General features: G+C 67.2%; 20 protein-coding genes. 10 read left to right on the top strand and 10 right to left on the bottom strand.

Annotated features, from left to right (window positions below; translation table 11 throughout):
• Window positions 1-54 precede the first annotated feature (54 nt).
• Entirely contained in the window at window positions 55-657 is a 603-nt protein-coding gene (gene yihA / locus AC5P7S_RS02730) for a ribosome biogenesis GTP-binding protein YihA/YsxC (protein WP_095377931.1), read from the bottom strand.
• 156 nt (window positions 658-813) lie between these two features.
• On the opposite strand from yihA, the gene AC5P7S_RS02725 reads away from it, so the two are divergent.
• The 4 genes from AC5P7S_RS02725 to AC5P7S_RS02710 all read left to right on the top strand — a co-directional run bounded on the left by AC5P7S_RS02725 (window position 814) and on the right by AC5P7S_RS02710 (window position 4,105).
• Window positions 814-1,614 carry a c-type cytochrome gene (locus AC5P7S_RS02725; RefSeq protein ID WP_095377930.1) on the top strand — a complete coding sequence of 267 codons (801 nt, stop codon included), beginning with the start codon at window positions 814-816 and terminating at the stop codon, window positions 1,612-1,614.
• Between the two features lie 106 nt (window positions 1,615-1,720).
• On the top strand, window positions 1,721-2,371 hold the full coding sequence (locus tag AC5P7S_RS02720; protein ID WP_005419285.1) for a thiol:disulfide interchange protein DsbA/DsbL: 651 nt from the start codon (window positions 1,721-1,723) through the stop codon (window positions 2,369-2,371).
• Window positions 2,372-2,477: 106 nt separating this feature from the next.
• Window positions 2,478-3,314 (top strand): thiol:disulfide interchange protein DsbA/DsbL, encoded by an 837-nt coding sequence (locus AC5P7S_RS02715; protein WP_095377929.1) that lies wholly within the window; start codon window positions 2,478-2,480, stop codon window positions 3,312-3,314.
• A 53-nt stretch (window positions 3,315-3,367) separates the two neighbouring features.
• Complete coding sequence (locus AC5P7S_RS02710) at window positions 3,368-4,105, top strand: endonuclease/exonuclease/phosphatase family protein (protein ID WP_005419292.1); 738 nt, start codon at window positions 3,368-3,370, stop codon at window positions 4,103-4,105.
• An 82-nt stretch (window positions 4,106-4,187) separates the two neighbouring features.
• Here AC5P7S_RS02710 and AC5P7S_RS02705 read toward each other — a convergent pair whose 3' ends face one another.
• On the bottom strand, window positions 4,188-5,063 hold the full coding sequence (locus tag AC5P7S_RS02705) for an EamA family transporter (protein WP_080104349.1): 876 nt from the start codon (window positions 5,061-5,063) through the stop codon (window positions 4,188-4,190).
• Between the two features lie 72 nt (window positions 5,064-5,135).
• Here AC5P7S_RS02705 and AC5P7S_RS02700 point away from each other — a divergent pair, with 72 nt between their 5' ends.
• The 3 genes from AC5P7S_RS02700 (at window position 5,136) to fhuE (ending at window position 8,592) form a co-directional block, all read left to right on the top strand.
• On the top strand, window positions 5,136-5,618 hold the full coding sequence (locus tag AC5P7S_RS02700) for an Lrp/AsnC family transcriptional regulator (RefSeq protein ID WP_032954522.1): 483 nt from the start codon (window positions 5,136-5,138) through the stop codon (window positions 5,616-5,618).
• Between the two features lie 77 nt (window positions 5,619-5,695).
• Entirely contained in the window at window positions 5,696-6,247 is a 552-nt protein-coding gene (locus AC5P7S_RS02695; RefSeq protein WP_095377928.1) for a M23 family metallopeptidase, read from the top strand.
• A gap of 185 nt (window positions 6,248-6,432) precedes the next feature.
• Complete coding sequence (gene fhuE, locus AC5P7S_RS02690; RefSeq protein ID WP_095377927.1) at window positions 6,433-8,592, top strand: ferric-rhodotorulic acid/ferric-coprogen receptor FhuE; 2,160 nt, start codon at window positions 6,433-6,435, stop codon at window positions 8,590-8,592.
• A gap of 132 nt (window positions 8,593-8,724) precedes the next feature.
• Here fhuE and AC5P7S_RS02685 read toward each other — a convergent pair whose 3' ends face one another.
• The 3 genes from AC5P7S_RS02685 to AC5P7S_RS02675 all read right to left on the bottom strand — a co-directional run bounded on the left by AC5P7S_RS02685 (window position 8,725) and on the right by AC5P7S_RS02675 (window position 12,523).
• Window positions 8,725-11,535, bottom strand: a complete 2,811-nt coding sequence (locus AC5P7S_RS02685; RefSeq protein ID WP_425520252.1) for a TonB-dependent receptor — start codon at window positions 11,533-11,535, stop codon at window positions 8,725-8,727.
• Between the two features lie 322 nt (window positions 11,536-11,857).
• A complete protein-coding gene (locus AC5P7S_RS02680) occupies window positions 11,858-12,025 on the bottom strand; it encodes a hypothetical protein (RefSeq protein WP_242441353.1) in 168 nt (55 codons plus the stop codon).
• 90 nt (window positions 12,026-12,115) lie between these two features.
• Window positions 12,116-12,523: an ExbD/TolR family protein gene (locus AC5P7S_RS02675; RefSeq protein ID WP_095377925.1), complete on the bottom strand. Its 408-nt coding sequence runs from the start codon at window positions 12,521-12,523 to the stop codon at window positions 12,116-12,118.
• 150 nt (window positions 12,524-12,673) lie between these two features.
• Here AC5P7S_RS02675 and AC5P7S_RS02670 point away from each other — a divergent pair, with 150 nt between their 5' ends.
• Both AC5P7S_RS02670 and AC5P7S_RS02665 read left to right on the top strand, forming a co-directional pair.
• Window positions 12,674-14,659, top strand: coding sequence for a transglycosylase SLT domain-containing protein (locus AC5P7S_RS02670; protein ID WP_095377924.1), 1,986 nt, complete (start codon window positions 12,674-12,676; stop codon window positions 14,657-14,659).
• 126 nt (window positions 14,660-14,785) lie between these two features.
• Window positions 14,786-16,006 carry a multifunctional CCA addition/repair protein gene (locus AC5P7S_RS02665; protein ID WP_005419308.1) on the top strand — a complete coding sequence of 407 codons (1,221 nt, stop codon included), beginning with the start codon at window positions 14,786-14,788 and terminating at the stop codon, window positions 16,004-16,006.
• 53 nt (window positions 16,007-16,059) lie between these two features.
• Here the strand turns inward: AC5P7S_RS02665 and AC5P7S_RS02660 are convergent, their stop codons facing one another.
• The 5 genes from AC5P7S_RS02660 to AC5P7S_RS02640 form a co-directional block, all read right to left on the bottom strand.
• Window positions 16,060-16,494 carry an SseB family protein gene (locus AC5P7S_RS02660; protein WP_005419309.1) on the bottom strand — a complete coding sequence of 145 codons (435 nt, stop codon included), beginning with the start codon at window positions 16,492-16,494 and terminating at the stop codon, window positions 16,060-16,062.
• A gap of 87 nt (window positions 16,495-16,581) precedes the next feature.
• On the bottom strand, window positions 16,582-16,941 hold the full coding sequence (locus AC5P7S_RS02655) for a helix-turn-helix domain-containing protein (protein ID WP_069139190.1): 360 nt from the start codon (window positions 16,939-16,941) through the stop codon (window positions 16,582-16,584).
• On the bottom strand, window positions 16,938-17,240 hold the full coding sequence (locus AC5P7S_RS02650) for a type II toxin-antitoxin system HigB family toxin (protein WP_065178056.1): 303 nt from the start codon (window positions 17,238-17,240) through the stop codon (window positions 16,938-16,940). The genes AC5P7S_RS02655 and AC5P7S_RS02650 overlap by 4 nt, the downstream gene beginning before the upstream one ends.
• 49 nt (window positions 17,241-17,289) lie before the next feature.
• Window positions 17,290-17,628: a hypothetical protein gene (locus tag AC5P7S_RS02645; protein ID WP_069139188.1), complete on the bottom strand. Its 339-nt coding sequence runs from the start codon at window positions 17,626-17,628 to the stop codon at window positions 17,290-17,292.
• Complete coding sequence (locus AC5P7S_RS02640; protein WP_095377923.1) at window positions 17,625-18,668, bottom strand: S41 family peptidase; 1,044 nt, start codon at window positions 18,666-18,668, stop codon at window positions 17,625-17,627. The genes AC5P7S_RS02645 and AC5P7S_RS02640 overlap by 4 nt, the downstream gene beginning before the upstream one ends.
• 415 nt (window positions 18,669-19,083) lie before the next feature.
• Here AC5P7S_RS02640 and AC5P7S_RS02635 point away from each other — a divergent pair, with 415 nt between their 5' ends.
• Window positions 19,084-19,518, top strand: a complete 435-nt coding sequence (locus AC5P7S_RS02635; RefSeq protein WP_005419314.1) for a hypothetical protein — start codon at window positions 19,084-19,086, stop codon at window positions 19,516-19,518.
• Window positions 19,519-19,657 lie beyond the last annotated feature (139 nt).

Genomic DNA, 19,657 nt, shown 5'->3' with positions numbered 1-19,657 from the left:
GGCACCCACCCGATCGGGTAGCGCCCGGCTGCCAGCCGGGCGACCGGCAATACCTTATTCCAGCCCCAGCCAGCCGCCGATCACGCCGCGGGCTTCGTCCACGCCGGTGCGGTCCTCGCCGGAGAACACCTGCACGCTGACGCTGTCGCCGTAGGCCGAGTGCAGTTCCTTGCGCACCTTCTGCAGGGTCTGCATCTGCTGGCTGCGGCTGAGCTTGTCGGCCTTGGTCAGCAGGGCGTGCGCCGGCATGCCGCGCTGTACGGCATAGGACAGCATCTGCCGGTCGTAGTCCTTCAGCGGATGACGGATGTCCATCACCACCACCAGCCCCTTCAGGGCCTCGCGGGTGCGGAAGTACTTGTCGATGAAGGCCTGCCAGTGCGCCTGCAGGTCCAGCGGCACCTTGGCGTAGCCGTAACCGGGCAGGTCGACCAGATGCGCCTCCGGGGTGACCTGGAAGAACACCAGCTGCTGGGTACGGCCGGGGGTCTTGGAGACACGCGCCAGGGCGTTCTGGCGGGTCAGCGCGTTGAGCGCACTGGACTTGCCGGCGTTGGAGCGGCCGGCGAAGGCCACTTCGGCCCCTTCGTCGGGCGGCAGCTGCCGCACGTTATGGGCCGAAAGGTGGTAACGGGCGCGTTCGATGAGCAATGACATGTGCCTAGGATCGCATGTTGCGGCGCCGCGCGCCCGTGCCGGCGGCCTTTGCGGGCATTTTGCTGCACTGCTGCGTTGACCGTGCGCGGAAACGGCGTTGATAATCCGGGCGATGCCGGCCGCCACCGCCCGGCCCGGTCCATACGGAGCTTCAGCATGCGCCACGCTCGCGTTCTTGCCGTATCCGCCCTTGCCACTGCTGTAGTCGTTGCCGCTGCTGCGTTCGCGCAGACCACGTTGACCCCGCTGCCCGACAATGGGCCGATCAACACCGCCTCGCTGGAGGTGGATTTCAGCAAGACCCGCTGGGGCGATGCGAAGGCCGGGCAGACCAAGGCGACGGCCTGCGCGGCCTGCCACGGTGCCGACGGCAATTCCACGGTGGAGATGTACCCGTCCATTGCCGGCCAGAGCGAACGCTACGTGGCCCAGCAGATGGCCCTGATCGCCAACGGCCAGCGCAGTTCCGGCGCGGCGGTGGCGATGGTGCCGTTCGTGCAGAACCTCACCCCGCAGGACATGCGTGATATCGGCGCCTACTTCGCCACGCAGAAGGCCAACGCCGGCATCGCCGATGACACGGCGGTCGCCGACGGCCCCTACAAGGGCATGAAGTTCTACGAGATCGGCCAGCAGCTGTACCGCGGCGGCGATGCCAAGCGTGGCCTGCCGGCCTGCATGGCCTGCCATGGCCCCAGCGGTGCCGGCAATCCCGGCCCGGCCTATCCGCATCTCGGTGGCCAGCACGCCAGCTATGTCGCGCGCCGCCTGCAGGAGTACCAGGCCGGCCAGACCAACGAGACCGACAAGGCGCACTTCCAGATCATGGCCACGGTCGCGCAGAAGCTCAGCGAGCAGGAGGTGCAGGCGCTGTCGAGCTACCTGCAGGGCCTGCACAACAAGGCCGACGATGTGGCCACCACGGCCACGCCAACACAACCGGCTGCCGCCCCCTGACCACCACTGGTCGGCCCGGGCCGCGACGCCGGCCCACGGCTGCGGTATGTTTCCTTCACGCCGGCGGCTGCGCCGGCGTTGCTTTTTTCAACGGAGATGCGTGTCGATGAGGTTGATTTCCCGCCTGCTGTTGTCCGTGCTGGTGCTGCTGCCGCTGGCAGCCTGCGCCGCCACCCCCGCCAATGCCCCGCTGGTCGAGGGCAAAGACTACGAGCGCATCGCCCAGCCGGGCCCGTTCCAGCCGCTGGCCGGCAAGATCGAGGTGGTCGAAGTCTTCGGCTACACCTGCCCGCACTGCGCCCATTTCGAACCGCAGCTGGAAGCCTGGGCGGCCAAGCTGCCGGCCGACGTGCGCTTCACCCCGGTCCCGGCGGCCTTCGGCGGTGCCTGGGATGCCTGGGCACTGGCCTACTACGCCGCCGACGAAGTCGGCGTGGCCAAGCGCAGCCATGCCGCCGTGTTCAAGGCCCTTCACGAGCAGGGTTCGCTGCCGATGCAGAACGTCTCCGCCGATGAGCTCGCCACCTTCTACAAGGCCTACGGCGTGACCCCGGACCGCTACATCCAGGCCCTGCGCGGCGATGCCGTGCAGAAGAAGGTCGAGGCCGCGCGCGCGTTCGCCCAGCGCACCAAGATTCCGGGCACCCCGGCCATCATCATCAATGGCCAGTACCTGGTGCGCGGCAACAGCTTCGACGACCAGCTGCGCATTGCCTCGGCGCTGATCGCGCAGGCGCGCGCCGCCCGCGGCCGCTGAACCAACACCCACCACCGACACGGCGTTGTCGCCGCCGCGTGTCATCATTTCCCCTTGGCCGGCGCCTGCCGCCGGCCCCACCTTTCCAGATGCTGGAGACGTTTCCATGAAGATCCGTTACGCCCTCGCCCTCGCAGCGCTGCTGCCGATCCTGGCCGCCTGCAAGGCCGACGACGGCAGCACCAACACCACCGTGGCCCCCGCCGAACCGGCAGCAACCCCGGCCACGACCACCGAACCGGCTGCCGCACCGGCGGCGGGCAGCGAAGGCGCCGCGCCGGCTGCCGCTGAAGGCGAGAAGACTCCGGCCGAAGCAACTCCGGCCGCCGCGCCGACCCCGACCACCGCCGCACTGACCGGCCCGGCTCCGGTGGAAGGTGCCGACTACCAGGTGATCCCGAACGGCCAGCCGTTCCAGCCGGCCGCCGGCAAGATCGAAGTGACCGAGATCTTCGGCTACGTCTGCCCGGCCTGCGCCGCGTTCCAGCCGCTGGTCGGCCCGTGGAAGGCCGGCCTGCCCAGCGACGTGAACTTCGTCTACGTGCCGGCCATGTTCGGCGGCACCTGGGATGACTACGCCCGTGCCTTCTACGCCGCGCAGACCCTGGGCGTGCAGGAGAAGACCCACGAAGCGCTGTACGCCGCCATCCACTCGCAGAAGACCCTGAAGGGCGAGCGCGGCCGTGACTCGGTGGAAGACATCGCCAAGTTCTACGCCGCCTACGGCGTCGATCCGAAGCAGTTCGCGGCCACCATGGGCAGCTTCGCGGTGAACGCCAAGACCAACTCGGCCAAGCAGTTCGCCCAGCGCAGCCAGATCAGCGGCACCCCGTCGATCATCGTCAACGGCAAGTACCTGGTTAAGGGCAAGAGCTTCCCGGACATGCTGCGCATCGCCGACCACCTGATCGCCCGCGAACGCGGCGCGGCCCAGGCTCACTGATCCAAGAGAAGCATTTCCCGGCCGTGAATTCCCCCCGTACACGGACCCTGCGCTTGCTGACGGCCAACATCCAGGCCGGATCAAGTACCCGCCGTTACAGCGACTATGTGACCCGCAGCTGGTCACATGCGCTGCCGGCGGGTCGCAAGCGCAGCAGCCTGGACGCGATCGCCACCCTGGCGCGCGAACATGACATCGTCGGCCTGCAGGAGGCCGACCCGGGCAGCCTGCGCTCAGGCTTCACCAACCAGACCCATTACCTGGCCCAGCGCGCCGGCTTCAACTACTGGAGCCACCAGCCGAACCGGCGCATGGGCGGGGTCGCCTCCAGCGCCAATGGCCTGCTGAGCAAGCTGGAACCGGTGGAAGTGCAGGACCACGCCCTGCCCGGCCGCATCGGCGGGCGCGGCGTGCTGCTGGCCAAGTTCGGCGATGGTGCCGACGGCCTGGCGGTGGCGGTGGCCCATCTGTCATTGGGCGCGGGATCGCGGATGTCGCAGCTGGGCTTCATCGCCGAGCTGCTGTCCGACCACCCCAACGCGGTGCTGATGGGCGACTTCAACTGTCTGGCCGAACGCCCGGAAATGCAGGTGCTGTACCAGAAGACCCGACTGCAACCGCCCGGCTGCATCGTGCCGACCTTCCCCAGCTGGCGCCCCGACCGCGCCATCGACCACATCCTGGTCAGCAGTGGCCTGCAGACCCGCACCGTGGAAGCCGTACCGGCCGCGTTCTCCGATCACCTCGCCCTGGCGATGCAGATCGACGTCCCGGCCGACGCCCTGCGCTGAACCGCCCCCCTGGTAGGTGCGGACCGCTGGTCCGCACGCCGCTCTGGTGGGTGCGGACCGTTGGTCCGCACGCTCTCTGCCGCTACCCGGCCTGGACCACCGGCACCTTCAATCGCCGCGCGGTCATCGTGCTGCCCACCGAAGCCAGCACCGTGCAGCCGATCGCCAGCCACTGCAGCCCGTGCAGGTGTTCGTGCAGCAGCAGCATCGCCCACAGCGCGGCCACCGCCGGCTCCATGCTGATCAGGATGCCGAAGGTCTCCTTTGGCAGGCGCTTGAGCGCCATCATCTCCAGCGACATCGGGATCGCGCTGGAGACCAGCGCCACCAGCAGCCCGGCTGCCAGGATCTCTGGATCGAGCAGCGCGGCACCGGCATGCACCACGCCCACCGGCACCACCACCAGCGAAGCCGCCAGCAGCCCCAGCGACACCGAATGCCCGGCGTGCAGGTGTCCGGCACGCTTGCCGAATACGATGTAAAGCCCCCAACACGCCGCTGCGCCCATCGCATACAGCACGCCGGCCGGATCCAGCGCCGGGCCGCCGCCCAGCGGCAGCAGCAGCAACAACCCCACCACTGCGCAGCCCACCCAGACGAAGTCGATCGGTCGCCGTGATGACAGCATCGCCACCGTCAGCGGCCCGGTGAACTCGATGGCCACCGCGATGCCGAAGGGAATCGTGCGCAGGGCCATGTAGAACAGCAGGTTCATCAGGCCCAGGGTGAGCCCGTAGCGCAGGAGGGTGATCGCATCCGCGCGGCCGGTCTTCCAGCGCCACGGCCGCCAGAACAGCAGCAGCAACAGCGCCGAGAAGCCCACGCGCAGCGCGCTGGTGCCCTGGGCGCCGATCAGCGGGAACAGGTGTTTTGCGTAGGAGGTGCCGATGGCCAGCGAGGTGACCGAGCCAAGCACCGCCAGCGCCGGCAACATCGGCGCGAGTCGTGAGGTCTGCATGGGCAAAGTCTATTGCGCCCGCGCCGAGCACTTGGCTCAATTGACAGCCCGTTCGTGCAACTTCTGCTCACCATGGCTACCGCCCCCGTGCTCGACAGCTTCGACCGCGCCATCCTCGGCCTGCTGCAGCGGGACAACACCCTGCCGCAGCGCGAGATCGCCGAGGCCGTGCACCTGTCCACCCCAGCCGTGCAGCGCCGCATCAAACGCCTGCAGGACAGCGGTGTGATCGCGGCCAACGTGGCGGTAGTCGCCGCAGCCAAGGTCGGGCGACCGCTGACCATCATCGTCGAGGTGCGCGTGGTCAGCGAGCAGCGCGAACGCGTGGCGCCGTTCAAGCGCCGCGTGCAGGACGACCCGGCGGTGCAGCAGTGCTACTCGATCACCGGCGACGGCGATTTCCTGCTGCTGGTGTCGGCCGCGTCGATGGAAGAGTACGAGGCGATCACCGAGCGGCTGTTCGGTGGCGATGACAACATCGAGCGCTTCCGCACCTCGGTTGCACTGGGAACGTTGAAGCGCAGTTTCGAAGTGCCACTGGACCCGGTTCTGTAGCGCGGAGCCATGCTCGACTGCGCTTTGACCGCAAAGCAACAGCCGCCGAGCATGGCTCGGCGCTACAGTCGGAGACCATGAACACATCGCCCTCCCCCGCCCGTCGCCTGCGCCGCTGGCTGCTGCGCGGCCTGTGGCTGGTCATCGCGATCGTTGCCGCCATGGCACTGTGGAACAGCCCATGGGCCGCTGCACCGAAACTGCTGTGGGCACTCTCGCGGATGCCTCCGGCCACCGAGCTTCCGGTGCCGGTGGAAGGTGTGCGGCCCCGCCAGATCGCCGATACCTTCGGCGCCCCACGCGGCCGTGACCGCTCCCACGCCGGCATCGACATCTTCGCCAGGCGCGGTACCCCGGTGCGCAGTGCCACCGCCGGCGTCGTCGTGGATGTCAGCGACCGCGGCCTCGGTGGCCGCCAGGTGTGGGTGATCGGGCCCGGGCGCGAACGCTACTACTACGCGCATCTGGAGGGCTGGGCCGAGGGTCTGTCGCGCGGCCAGGTGGTCCAGGCCGGCGACCTGCTTGGCCACGTCGGCGACAGCGGCAATGCCAAGGGCACGCCGCCGCACCTGCACTGGGGCATCTACGGCGCCGACGGCGCGCGCGATCCACTGCCGCTGCTGCGCTGAACACCATATGCTGCGTCGAGTCCTGCGTGAGCGCCTCCCTCGTTCATGATTTGTAAATAGGAATAGTTCGTATTACCATTTCTTTCGTTTCCGGTGGTGCCAGGACGGCCTGCCCGCCCGTTTCCCACCCGTAGCGCCTCGCCTTCTGGATGCTGGCCGAGCGCGCGTGCTCGTCCAGGACCCCCATGAACCGTTCCGCCTTCCGTACCCCGCAGCCGCAACGGCTGTCCGTTGCCGTGCTCGCCGTTCTCTGCGCCGTGGCCCCGGCCGCCTTCGCCGACACCGCCGCCGATCCGACCACCCTCGACAAGGTGGTGGTCAAGGGCGAACGCGCCGAAGGCTATTCGGTGCGCCGCACCTCGGCCGGCACCCGCTTCGACCTGGCGCCGCGCGAGATCCCTCAGTCGATCAGCATCATCAGCCACCAGCGCATCGAAGATCAGAACCTGGACGACATCATCGACGTGCTGGCCAACACCACCGGCGTGACCAGCACCCAGTCCGACAGCGAGCGCACCGAGTTCTACGCGCGCGGGTTCTACATCGATGCCTACCAGTTCGACGGCCTGCCGACGCAGATGGTGCAGAACTGGAGCTACGGTGATTCCGGCCTGGATCTGGCGCTGTACGACCGCGTGGAAGTGGTGCGTGGTGCCACCGGCCTGCTCAGTGGTGCCGGCAATCCCTCCGCCTCGGTGAACCTGATCCGCAAGCACGCCGACAGCGCCGAACTGGCCGGCAGCGTGTCGGTGAACGTCGGCAGCTGGGGCCGCACCCGCACCACGGTGGATGTGGGCAGCGCACTGAACGCCAGCGGCAGCGTGCGCGGCCGCGTGATCGGCAGCTATCTGGACACCGACGGCCAGATGGACCGCTATAACCAGCGCAAGACGCTGGGCTACGCCGTCATCGACGCCGACCTGACCCCGGACACCCAGCTGAGCGTGGGCTACGACTACCAGCAGAAGCGCGCCAATGGCGCGACCTGGGGTGGCTTCCCGATGCTGTACTCCGATGGCTCGCGCACGGGCTACGACGAATCGTTCAACGCGAGCCCGAAGTGGACCTACTGGGACACTGCCAGCAAACGCGCCTTCGCCACCCTGCAGCACGCCTTCAGCAATGGCTGGAAGTTCAAGGTCGGTGCCACGCACGATGAGACCAAGGCTGACGACAAGCTGTTCTACCCGGCCTACAACGACTGGACCACGGGCGCATCGAACTTCGACAAGACCACCGGCGCGGGCATCTCGCCGTCCGCGGGCTTCTACAACACCGAGCGCAAGGTCACCGGCGTCGATGGCTACGTTGATGGTCCGTTCCAGCTGTTCGGCCGCGAGCACCAGTTCATGGCAGGCCTGAGCTACAACAAGCGCGAGTACGCCAACTACGGCGACTACCAGGTCGGCGGTGCCGGCCAGACTTGGGATCCGTTCGCAAGCTATTTGAACTGGACCGGCAACATCAGCGAGCCGAACTGGAACCCGCTGGCACTGGCCAGCGAGGGCACCATCACCCAGAAGGCCGGCTACGCGGCCGCGCGCCTGTCGCTGGCCGATCCGCTGAAGCTGATCATCGGCGCCCGCTACACCGACTGGAAAAGCGAGGGCGAAGGCGCCGACCGCGCGCACAAGGTCACCACGCCGTACGCCGGGCTGGTGTTCGACATCAACGGCACGTACTCGACCTACGCCAGCTACACCGAAATCTTCCAGCCGCAGACGCTGAAGGACCGCAACGGCAGCTACCTCGATCCGGTCGATGGCAAGAGCTACGAAGTGGGCGTCAAGGGGGCGTGGTTCGACAACCGCCTGAATGCCTCGCTGGCGGTGTTCCGCATCGAACAGGACAACGTCGGCCAGGCCACCGGTGAACCCGTGCAGGGCAGCCAGAACGAGTTCGCCTATCGCGCCGCGCGTGGCACGGTCAGCCGCGGCTTCGAATTCGAGGTGAACGGCGAGCTGGCACCGGGCTGGAATGCCACCTTCGGCGCATCGCGCTACGTGGCCAAGGACATCAACGGCGCCGACATCAACACCAACCTGCCGCAGACCGCACTGAAGCTGTTCACCAGCTACACCCCGCAGTCGCTGCAGGCGTTGACCGTCGGCGGCGGTGCCAACTGGCAGAACCGCATCTATTACGCCGCGCCGGTCGTCGGCCGCTTCGAGCAGGAAGGTTACGCACTGGTCAGTGCCTTCGTGCGCTACCGCATCTCGCCGGAGTTCAGCGTGCAGGCCAACCTCAACAACCTGCTGGACAAGAAGTACTACTCGCAGATCACCGGTTACGGTGCCTACGGCGATGGCCGCAATGGCTCGCTGACGTTCACCTGGGCATTCTGACCAGACGCGGGGTACGACCACCCCGCACCTGTAGCGCCGATCCCATGCCCGGCTCAGAGAATCAGCCGAGCGCGGGCTCGGCGCTACATCCGCAAGGCAGCGCCGGAACTGACCGGCGCTGCCCCCCTCACATCAGAACCGCAGGTCCGCGCGCAGGTACCAGTAACGGCCACGCGGGATGTCGTAGGTCGAGGCGTCATACCCGTTCAACGAGCACGACAGGCAGATCGGCGGATCCTTGTCGAACACATTGTTCAGGCCCGCGGTCAGCTGCAGCCCCTTCATCCAGTCGATCTTGTAGCCCACCTGCATGTCGTGGAAGGTGGTGGCCGAGAGCGTGTTGGTGCCGTCGGCCTGGTTGCTGCACACCGGGAATGCCACGGCATCGCCGCAGTTCTCGGTCAGCTCGGAGATGTGCCGCACCGTCCAGTTCGCACTCCAGCGGTCCATTGTCCAGGCGATGCTGGCGTTGCTGGTCCACTCCGGGATGGAGCTGTCGGCCACTTCCACGCCCGGCTTCTGCGGCTGCTTCTGCCCGGCCGCGCCGGTGGCTTCGTAACGACCGACGAACGTGTTCTTCCAGGCCAGCTTGAACTGGCCGAAGGAGGTCTGCGGCAACGTCCAGAACAGGTCCACGTCCCAGCCGTCGGTCTTGATCGAGCCCAGATTGGTCAGGCGGTTGTTGAAGCTGCTCACCGCACCCGTGCTGGCGCGGGTGATGCCATCGCAGTACACCGGGTCGAGCGTGTCCACGCACAGGTCCAGCTGGGTCTGCGCGTTGATGGCCTGGATCGCACCATCGATGGCGTGGCGGTAGAAGGTCACCTCCACATCGAAGCGCTCCGACCACGACGCGTTGTTGCCGAACCACGGGCTCCACACGAAGCCAGTGCTGAAGCTGCGCGAACGCTCCGGTTCCAGATCACGATTGCCGCCGGTGGTCACCGAGATCTGCGAGTTGGCCTGCTGGAAGCCGGCCGGCACGCCCAGCGCGGCACAATTGGCGGCACTGCCACGTGGCGGCGTACCGCCCAGGCCCACCGAGCATGGATCGAACAGCTGCAGGTCGGCACGTGCGGCCGAGCCGTACAGTTCGCCGATGGACGGTGCGCGGAAACCCTCGGCGTACGTGGTACGCAGCACGAAGTCATCGGTCACCTGCCAGCGCAGGCCGTACTTGGGCGTGAACTCGCCACCGAAGGTGGAGTAGTCCGAATAGCGGCCGGCCAGGCTCAGGTCCAGCTTCTTGCCCAGCGGCGAGTCGGCGAAGATCGGAACGCTCAGCTCCAGGTAGGCCTCGTTGACGTCGTAGGAACCGGAGGTCGGCTGCGACGGTACGCCGTTGTAGTGGCCGATCACGGTCAGCGGATCCGGCTGGTACCAGCCCTTGTACTTGCGGTACTCGTAACCGCTGGCGAACGATACCGGACCCGCCGGCAGGGTAAACAGGTCGCTGGACAGGTTGGCGGTGAACAGGCTCAGCTCGTTCTGGCTGCGGTCGCGCACCACCGGCTGGATCCACTTCAGCATGTCCGGGGTGATCGAACCGACGCCACCGAAGATGTTCAACGGCACGCAGCCCGGGGTTGCCGCGCACACCGCCGGGTCACCCAGGGCCATGTTGACGTTGTAGATGTTGTAGCTGCCGTAGTTGGTCTGTTCGGCCTTGTTCTTGCTGTACATGCCGTTGACGTCCCAGTACCAGCTGCGGTCGGCGGCCTGGAAGTTGCCGACCAGGCCGGTGGCCACGTAGGTGGTGTTGACTTCCTGCTTGAACACGCGCGCACCGCCTTCCACCGGGCGGCGGCCGATCAGGCTCATGTTGTCGCCGGAGACGAGATCGAAGCCGAACGGGTTGTACGGATTCAGGCGCGAGACCACGATGTTGTCGGCCAACGGATTGCCGGTGGCGCCATCGGGGCCGAAGAACAGCGGCTCGGGGCCGGCCTGGTTGGTCGACTCGCGGCGGTTGCCCAGTGCCTTGATGTACCACTGCACGTTGTCGGTGATGTCAAAGCGGAACTGGCCGAACAGGCCCTTGCGCTCGGACGGCGTGAGCACCATGTTGTATTCGGCGAAGTTGAAGCGGTCGGCGCTGGTGAAGCAGTGGTAGTCATCGCTGCGGTTGCAGCCGGCGCTGCCGTCGTAGCGCGGGTTGGGCACGCCACTGTTGGGCACGATGTCCTGCTCTGCACCGGTGTTGGGGTCGACGAAGGCGAAGCGGCCCTGTGGAATGCCGCCGCTGCCGAAGGCCAGGCCGGTGCCCGGAATCGGGAAGCGCGACTGCTCGCGATCCTTGGCGAATACCGGGTCCTGCTTGGTCCAGCTGGCGCCCAGGAACAGGCTGAAGCGATCACCGCTCTTGCCCCACGCCAGGTCCACGCCCTTCTGGGTGCCGTCGCCCTTGCTGTACTCACCATAGTTCAGGGTCACCTGCCCGCCATCGAAGTCGCGGCGGGTGATGATGTTGACCACGCCGGCGATGGCATCGGAGCCGTACAGCGACGACGCGCCGTCTTCCAGCACCTCGATGCGTTCGACGATGGCCAGCGGAATGGTGTTGAGGTCGGTGGCCGCACCGACGCCCGATGCGGACGACTCGTTGACCCAGCGGATGCCGTCAACCAGCACCAGCACGCGCTTGGCACCGAGGTGGCGCAGATCGACCTGCGCCGAGCCGGCACCCACGCCACTGCCATCGGGCGGGAAACCGAAGTTGCCGGACGAGTTGAACTTGGCGTTGAGCGCAGAGCCGGAACCGGTGAGCTGCTGCAGCACTTCGCCGATCGAGGTCAGGCCGGTGCGTTCGATGTCGCCACGGGTCAGGGTCTGGATCGGGACCTGGCCCTCGACTTCAGCGCGCTTGATGCGGGTACCGGTCACTTCCACCGCGTCCAGGTTGGTGGTGGATTGTGCAGCGGCACCCAACGGGGCCAGGGCCATCACGCACAGCGCGACGGCAACCGCCAACGGGCGGTGGTGCAGGTGATTCATTCGCTCTCTCTCCAAAGGAATGTCGGGACATGGACTGCCGCGCTCCCCCCTGCATGGCGGCAGCGTCTCCTTTGTAAACAAGCGGTAAAAATCACGGCGTGACGATCGACACCCTTTCACGCGGAATTGACGCAATTGACGGCCATTTGCGTCAAATGGGGGCCGTTTAGAACCGGACGGTACTGTTCAACGCCCTTCGCTATGGTGCCGGTGGCGACAGCGCGCGCCGAGATCCGCCACAGCTCATCAAGGGGCCTTGTCGATGCCGGCGCTAGTGGCCGGGCGCGTCGACGCGCAGCCATGCTGGCTGACAGCCAGCATGGCTGCGCGCCATATCTTCATAGTCGGTGTCGTCGGCGGTCGCCAGATGCACCGGGGAGCGATGCTGCTGCGGCATCTGCTGCGCCTGCACCAGCGGTGCCAGATTGGGAGTGGCCATCAAGGAAGTGGCGCGCTGTGTCCCGTATCGCATGCCGCGTTCCCCGGCAGGAAGCTCGGCCCCCCGATGGCAGACCGCCCGTTGCCGGACTCACCGCACGAAGGCGATGCGCTCCATGCCAGTCGCCTCGGCCGCAGCCAATATCCTCGCCATGCCTTCGTATTCGGCCGCGGGATCGGTGGCGATGCGAAGCTCCGGCAGGTTGCCGGCATGTTCTCCGGCCTGCGCCTGCAGACGCGGCTGCAGATCGCCGATGGCCATCGGCTGGCCATCCCAGCTCAGCTGGTTCGAGGCATCCAGGCGCAGCTCGATCGGCGGGGGCGGTTCGGGGCGATCGACCACGCGATCAGTGGCCTGTGGCAACTGAATGGCAATCGGCCGGGCCACGATCGGCGCGGTCACGATGAAGATGATCAAGAGCACCAGCATCACATCCACCAGTGGCGTGACGTTGATGTCCGCCAGCGGGCCGCTTCTTCCTGCGCTACTGAACGCCATGTGCCGCTCCCTGCAGCCGGGCCGTTCGCCCAAGGCCGACGTTACGACGCCTGCAACGCCGTGCGGCAGGGCCTGCGCGGATTCATTCAGCTGTCGTTGCCGACGCCGGGCGTGCACGCAATGCGAAACTGAATTCAGCCATTGCCCGCTATGCTGCCCGCTATGACCCGACGCACTTCGACCGCCCTGTCCCTGCTGCCCTTGGCCACCACGCTGCTGATCGGCTGCGCCAATGCCCAGTCCCTCGATGCCCAGAACGCGCAGCTGAAAGCCGCGATCGCAGCCGCCGAACGCGGCCAGTTCGATCCTGGCCAGGCCGCTGCGCTCAGCCGTCACCCGGCCTATGGCTGGCTGGAGTACGCCAACCTGCGCCGCAACATCGATACCGTCGATACCGCGCAGGCGCAGGCCTTCCTCAAGCGCTACGACGGCCAGGCCGTGGCCACCACCTTCCGCAGCGTGTGGCTGCCCTCGCTCGCACGCCGCCAGGACTGGCCGACCCTGCTGGCCAACTGGGCGCCCACCGACAACACCGGCCTGCGCTGTGCGCAGCTGACCGCGCGCCAGGTGACGGGCAAGGTCGATCCGCAGTGGATCAGTGAAGCGCAGGATCTGTGGCGCAAGAACGGCAAGTCGCTGCCGGACGGCTGTGATGCCGTTTTTGCCGTGCTGCAGGCACAGGGTGGCCTGAGCGACGCCCTGCGCTGGGAACGCATCGATGCCGCCGCCGATGCCCAGCAACCGGCGGTGATGCGCAGCGCTGCACGCGGCCTGCCTGCCGCCGACCTGGCGCTGGCGAACAATTACGCCGCCTTTGTCGACAAGCCCAATGCCAGCGCCCTGAACTGGCCACGCAACGAGCGCAGCCGGCGCATCGCCACCGATGGCCTGGCCAAGCTGGCCAAGGCCGACCCCGGCGCCACCGAGCAGCAGCTGCCGCAGTACGCCCAGACGCTCGGCCTGAGTGCCGACCAGCAGGGCCAGGTGCTGTACCAGATCGCGCTGTGGACAGTGGCCTCCTATCTGCCCGATTCGGCACGCCGCCTCAACGCGGTGCCGGAGTCGGCCTATGACGAACGCCTGCACGAGTGGCGCGTGCGCGAAGCGATGTCGCGCGGCGACTGGCCGGCGGCGCTGACCGCCATTCGCAAGATGGGCAGCAAGCAGCGCAGCGACCCGCGCTGGCGCTACTTCGAAGGCCGCATGCTGGAGAAGACCGGCCAGGCCCAGCAGGCGCAGCCGCTGTTCCGCGAGGCCGCGCGCGCGCCGACCTTCCACGGCTTCCTCGCCGCCGACAAGCTGCAGCAGGGCTACACCCTGTGCCCGTGGAAGCCGAACGACAGCGCACAGGCACAGGCGGTGATCGCGCGCGACCCGGCCATCCAGCGCGCGATGGCGCTGTACCAGATCGACCGCGCCGGCTGGGCCGTGGCCGAATGGAACAGCGCGCTGTCGCGCTTCGATGACACCCAGCGCCGCCTCGCCGTGCGCGTGGCGCAGGACAATGGCTGGTTCGACCGCGCCGTGTTCGCGCTCGGCAAGCAGCCGCAGGAACAGCGCCTGTACGACCTGCGCTTCCCGCTGCATCACGACGCCACCATCCGCCGCGAATCGGCACGCAACGCGATCGACCCGGCCTGGGTGGCCGCGGAGATCCGCGCCGAGAGTACCTTCACTCCGCGTGCGCGCTCGCCTGCCAATGCCATGGGCCTGATGCAGGTGCTGCCGGCCACCGGTGCCAGCGTGGCCAAGTCGATCGGCCTGACCGGCTACGGCGGCGCCGACAGCCTGTACGACCCGGACACCAACATTGCCATCGGCACCGCCTACCTGCGCCAGCTGATGAACAAGTACGACGGTCTGCCGTACGTGACCATCGCCGCCTACAACGCCGGCCCGACCCCGACCGCACGCTGGCAGGGCCAGCGCCCGGGCTTCGATCCGGACCTGTGGATCGAGACCATCAGCTACAAGGAAACCCGCGAGTACGTTGCCCGCGTTCTGGCCTTCAGCGTGATCTACGACTGGCGCCTCAATGGTGATGCCCTGCCGCTGAGCGACCGCTTGATGGGGCGCCTGGTGGACAAGCGCAAGAAGTTCAGCTGCGCGGCCGACGCCGAGCAGGGTGGCGATTGATCGCACAGCGTTCGTGCCGGCGGCTGGCCTCGATCGGAATATGCACCGCCTGGGTGCTGCTTCGGGGTGGCGCGGCCTGCCGTGATGGCTCTGTATTAGTAGTGCCGGCCGTGCGATCATTCCCCCATGAAGATCTATCTTGTCGGCGGCGCCGTGCGCGACCGCCTGCTGCAGCGCCCTGCCGGCGACCATGACTGGGTGGTGGTTGGCGCCACGCCCGCGCAGATGGAAGCGCAGGGCTACACTGCGGTTGGTCGTGACTTCCCGGTGTTCCTGCACCCGAACACGGGTGAGGAATACGCACTGGCGCGCACCGAGCGCAAATCCGGCCGCGGCTATCGCGGCTTCGTGGTGGATGCTGATCCGGCCGTAACGCTGGAAGAAGACCTGCAGCGCCGCGACTTCACCATCAACGCGATTGCCTGCGACGAAGACACCGGCACGCTGGTCGATCCCTACGGCGGTGTGCGCGATATCGAGCAACGCGTGCTGCGCCATGTCGGTCCTGCGTTCGTCGAAGATCCGTTGCGCGTGCTGCGCGCGGCCCGGTTCATGGCGCGCTTCGCACCGCTGGGCTTTACCGTCGCCGAAGAGACCATGGCGCTGATGCGCGAGGTCGCCGCCAGTGGCGAGCTGGACGCGCTGGTGCCCGAGCGCGTCTGGCAGGAACTGCGCAAGGCGCTGGTCAGTGAGCGGCCCTCCGCCTTCCTGCGCACGCTGCACGATGCGCATGCCCTGGGCCCGATCCTGCCCGAGCTGGAAGCGCTGTACGGCGTGCCGCAACGTGCCGAGTTCCACCCCGAGGTCGATACCGGCATCCACCAGGAAATGGTCAGCGACATGGCCGCGAAGCTGGCCCCCGGCGATGACCTGGTCGGCTTCGCCGCGCTCACCCACGACCTCGGCAAGGGCCTGACCCCGCCGGAGGAATGGCCGCGCCACATCATGCACGAGCAGCGCGGCATCAAGCCGCTGAAGGCACTGTGTGCGCGGTTGAAGATTCCCGCCGAGCACCAGCAGCTGGCCGAAGCGGTCTGCCGCGAGCACTTGAACGTGCACCGCATCGACGAACTACGCGATGCCACCGTGCTGGAACTGCTGGGCCGCTGTGATGCGCTGCGCCGGCCGGAACGCGTGGCCCGCATCGCGTTGTGCTGCGAGGCCGACAAACGCGGCCGGCTCGGTTTCGAGGATGCCGACTACCCGCAGGGCGAAACGCTCAAGCGCCTGCACCGGGCAGCGCTGTCAGTGCAGGCCAGGGATCTGGATACCACCCATCTGAAGGGCCCGGCCATCGGCGAAGCGCTGGCCAAGGCGCGGGTGAAAGCCATCGCCGCCGCCCGCTGAAGCACCTGGTAGTGCCGGCCGCTCCGCTGGCCGGCACCCCTAAATCGCTGGCTTCAATGCGCCATGCCGCGGGTGATCGCCGCCGCCCGCTGCTTCAGCTGGGCCACGGCATCGGGAATCATCTCCATGCCCACGTCCAGGCCCGGGTTCAGGACCAGGCCGACGCCGTCGCCGATACCGGCCAGCAGCGCGTGCACCGCGATCGGCATGGCATGCGCGAACTGCGGCAGCTGCTCGTGCCACAGGCCGGCACGCTCCGGCGCGGTGAACACCGCGAACATCGGCTCGCCGCTCTCGCTGGTCAGCACCAGCGGCGAGATGCTTTCGTCCCAGGCGCCATCCTCACCAATGGCCTTGTCCAGCAGCACGAACGCCGTCGAAGTCAGCAGGCCGTCGAGGAACTGCGCTGCGGTCAGCGTGCCGTCCTGGGCCTGCAGCAGGCGCACCTCGAGGTCGTTGAGGGGTTCGAACGGGGTGTCGTGGTCCATGGTCGGTTCCGGTACGTGGTTGCAGGCTGCAACTTTAGCAGGCCGGGAGTGAGGCACGGCAGCGTATCGGCAGGGGCACGCGGGGCTTCAGCGGCCGATGAGACTTTCTGCGGGAATGCCCAGGTTGCGGTGAAGCTTCCGGATCATTTCAAGAGTCAGACCGCGCTTGCGATTCAACACCTCATAGACACGGTTGAGCTGGCCGATGGAGGGCACCAGATCCTTCACGGTCAGACCGCCCTGCTCCATGCGGAAGCGGATTGCATCGATGGGATCTGGCGGCTCGATCGGGTAGTGCTTCGCTTCGTAGGCTTCAACCAGCGTTACGAGAATTTCAAATCGATCGCCATCTTCGCTGCCCGGCTCCGGCTCGTTGTCGACATAGGCCGAAATCATGCGCAGCGCGTTTTCGTAGTCGCTTTCCGTACGGATGGGATGGATGTTCATAGAAGCTCCACAGTGTCGGCGTCGATCCGGTCGTACTCGGCGTGGGTGCCAATGAACTTGATGTAGACCACTTGAAACCTGTAACCCACAGCGACGATGAGCCGGTAGCTGTTGCCTTTTATGTTGAACACCACACGACTATTGGCCACGAAACTTGCGCTTGCGTAACGTTGGCGTACGTCATGCGGTGTATCCCAGACGGCGTGCCTCACTTCGTCATACCAGGACCTCAGCGCTGCTTCCGAATCAGGGTGACGTTCCCAGAATCGTTTCAGCGTCGCCAAAGCAACCACTTTCATTCGGATATCCTAGTCCCAATTTGGGATATAAGCAACCGTGTCATCTCCATCAGCGGCCGATGTATCCGTGCCGCCACATCCATCCGGCCACCGCCAGCCCCGCCACCACCACCAGCATCAACGGCAGGCCGAAGCGGTGCCGCCACGGGATCGGCACCCCGCCCAGCTGCTGGTCCATGGTCTCGGTATCCAGCACCCAGCCGTGCTCGCAGCGGGTGCAGGCCAGCTCGTAGCGGCGCTGGTAGGTGAAGCCGAACAGCAGGTCGATGCGCGCCATCCTGTAGCGCAGCTGCGGGGCGAACTCGGTTTCCGTCTGGCAGCGCAGGCAGTGGTGGGCTTCGGTGGGGCCGACGATCAGCACCCGTTCCTGTTGGCCGATCAGGATCATGACCGGGTGCCTTGGCAGGCGGGCTGGGCCAGCAGCCAGGCTTGGGCGGCGGCCACGGTGGCGGCGTCCCCGTCGACGCGCTGGTCGGGCTCGATCTTCAAGCCATCACCACGATCATTGCGGTCCCGCATCACGCTGGTGGTCAGCAGCAGGCGACTGCCATCGGCAAGCGTGTGCACGACATTGCCAGTGGAGACACCCGCAGTAGGCTGACCGAAACTCCGCGTCTGCGGACGACCACGCCACGCCAGCACCGAGGCCTCGCCCGAACTGCCGGTGCGCGGCCCGAACAGCACCGCCACCGGCGCGGCGGGCTGCCGCAGCACATAGCCGGACTGGCCGAAGTCCAGCACCGACTTGCCTGCACGCTGTACAGCGGTCGCGGTCAACGTCCAGCGCTCCGGCCCCTGTGCGGCTTCGAACGCTCCCACATCTTCGTTGTTCACCACCGAGGTGCGCAGCAACGGTGCCATGCCCAGCAGCATCGGCCACATGTTGCCACCGCTGTTGTCACGCAGGTCGACGATCCAGCCACAGCGCATGCCGTCGTCCTTGCTACGGATTACCTGCTGCCACCGCGCGGCGCGCTGGATGTCCTGGCGGAATTTCTCCTGCGGCGTCGCGCCGGGCATAGGGGCATAGCCCTCGATGACCACCCAGCCGATGCGCGCATCCACCGCATCGACGGCCTTGGCCTGGTCCACGGCGGCGGCACCGGCCTGCTGCGCGCGCGCAAGGGATTCACGCTGGCGCTGGGTCGTGGTCCATGCACCATGGTGGCCGGTGCTGAGCGCAATGGCTTCGCGCAGAACGGCCAGCCGTTGCGCGGGGTCGCCCTGCGCCGATTGCAGGCGGATGCGGATGGCGGGCCAGTCCACCCGATCGCGATACAGCGCCTGGCGTTCAAGCAGGCTGAGGATCTCGGCCAGGGCCTCCGGCGAGGGCACCTCGACCGTGCTTGGCGTATCGGCCATGGCGCCGGTCGCCAGCAACACGAACATCAGCGCGCCGATGCGACGCACTCCCTTGCGAACCTGCATGCGACGCTTCCTTGTCGTTGAGTCAGGACCGCAGCATAACCGGGGCATGATCGCTTGCGCCACGCGCGAACTGTCGTATCCGGCCCGGTCGCTGATTGCAGCAAGGCGGCTTGCGTGCAGTCACCACATTGCAACTTTGCCCATGTCATCGCGGCGCACAACGCGCCAAGGTGGCCCCCGTCGGCGCTTCCTGCGCTGACCGGGATTGGCGTCCTGAACGAAGCTTTTCACGAGCGGGCTTGCAACGTCGTTGCCTGCCCGAACAATGCACCGTCCGTCGTTCTGCGGCGGGCGGTGCGTGGGGATCCCCGGATCCGCCGGCGTCATTCCTCGTGAAGAGCTTCACCGGCACGCCAACCCGCACCGCCCGCCACCTTGCATCCCGCAGGTGGCCTTGCCTTGTGAGGTTGCTGCCATGAACACGCCCTACCCCACCTATCCGCGCCTGCAGGCACTGCTCGGTGCTGCATTGCCCGACCTGCAGCTGTCCACTACGGCAGCCGAAGCGCTGGAAGATGCGCTCACCGAAGCCGACGAACAGGCGCCGCAGTCGGCGTTCTTCGCCCGGTTGCGCGGCATCGCACACAGCCACGGAGCCGACGGCCAGGCGTGGCGCGAGCGGCAACTCAGCGAGGCGCGCAGCCGGGACCTGGCCGAGGCAACGCGCTGCCTGGCGGCAGTGTCTGCGTGTGGGGGCGTGTTGCTGGCGGCGCAGTCGGCGCGCGAGATGGATGGTGCGCAGGCGCAGTGTCCACCGCAGGTGGAGGAAGGGCTGCTGCATGCGGTGGTGGTGCTGGCCGATCATGCCGGAGCGTTGGTGGAGCCGGATGCGTGCGCGCCGTTGTCGTAGAGCCGAGCCTACGCTCGGCTGCGCTGTGCTCATGGCGTCGGTGGGATTCGTGCCGACCAAGGTCGGCACCTACCAGAGCAGGTCATGGCGGCGGAAAGCACCGTGCCGACCAAGGTCGACACCCACCAGGGCGGGACAT

It is taken from the genome of Stenotrophomonas sp. YJH_SMC_32 (assembly GCF_059369975.1).
This window is presented reverse-complemented; position numbering and strand designations above follow the sequence as displayed.

Bases quoted from the DNA above. Each gene is read 5' to 3' on its own strand.
- yihA (WP_095377931.1), bottom strand. From the start codon at position 657: ATGTCATTGCTCATCGAACGCGCCCGTTACCACCTTTCGGCCCATAAC.
- AC5P7S_RS02725 (WP_095377930.1), top strand. From the start codon at position 814: ATGCGCCACGCTCGCGTTCTTGCCGTATCCGCCCTTGCCACTGCTGTA.
- AC5P7S_RS02720 (WP_005419285.1), top strand. From the start codon at position 1,721: ATGAGGTTGATTTCCCGCCTGCTGTTGTCCGTGCTGGTGCTGCTGCCG.
- AC5P7S_RS02715 (WP_095377929.1), top strand. From the start codon at position 2,478: ATGAAGATCCGTTACGCCCTCGCCCTCGCAGCGCTGCTGCCGATCCTG.
- AC5P7S_RS02705 (WP_080104349.1), bottom strand. From the start codon at position 5,063: ATGCAGACCTCACGACTCGCGCCGATGTTGCCGGCGCTGGCGGTGCTT.
- AC5P7S_RS02700 (WP_032954522.1), top strand. From the start codon at position 5,136: ATGGCTACCGCCCCCGTGCTCGACAGCTTCGACCGCGCCATCCTCGGC.
- AC5P7S_RS02695 (WP_095377928.1), top strand. From the start codon at position 5,696: ATGAACACATCGCCCTCCCCCGCCCGTCGCCTGCGCCGCTGGCTGCTG.
- fhuE (WP_095377927.1), top strand. From the start codon at position 6,433: ATGAACCGTTCCGCCTTCCGTACCCCGCAGCCGCAACGGCTGTCCGTT.
- AC5P7S_RS02685 (WP_425520252.1), bottom strand. From the start codon at position 11,535: ATGGCCCTGGCCCCGTTGGGTGCCGCTGCACAATCCACCACCAACCTG.
- AC5P7S_RS02680 (WP_242441353.1), bottom strand. From the start codon at position 12,025: ATGGCCACTCCCAATCTGGCACCGCTGGTGCAGGCGCAGCAGATGCCG.
- AC5P7S_RS02675 (WP_095377925.1), bottom strand. From the start codon at position 12,523: ATGGCGTTCAGTAGCGCAGGAAGAAGCGGCCCGCTGGCGGACATCAAC.
- AC5P7S_RS02670 (WP_095377924.1), top strand. From the start codon at position 12,674: ATGCTGCCCGCTATGACCCGACGCACTTCGACCGCCCTGTCCCTGCTG.
- AC5P7S_RS02665 (WP_005419308.1), top strand. From the start codon at position 14,786: ATGAAGATCTATCTTGTCGGCGGCGCCGTGCGCGACCGCCTGCTGCAG.
- AC5P7S_RS02660 (WP_005419309.1), bottom strand. From the start codon at position 16,494: ATGGACCACGACACCCCGTTCGAACCCCTCAACGACCTCGAGGTGCGC.
- AC5P7S_RS02655 (WP_069139190.1), bottom strand. From the start codon at position 16,941: ATGAACATCCATCCCATCCGTACGGAAAGCGACTACGAAAACGCGCTG.
- AC5P7S_RS02650 (WP_065178056.1), bottom strand. From the start codon at position 17,240: ATGAAAGTGGTTGCTTTGGCGACGCTGAAACGATTCTGGGAACGTCAC.
- AC5P7S_RS02645 (WP_069139188.1), bottom strand. From the start codon at position 17,628: ATGATCCTGATCGGCCAACAGGAACGGGTGCTGATCGTCGGCCCCACC.
- AC5P7S_RS02640 (WP_095377923.1), bottom strand. From the start codon at position 18,668: ATGCAGGTTCGCAAGGGAGTGCGTCGCATCGGCGCGCTGATGTTCGTG.
- AC5P7S_RS02635 (WP_005419314.1), top strand. From the start codon at position 19,084: ATGAACACGCCCTACCCCACCTATCCGCGCCTGCAGGCACTGCTCGGT.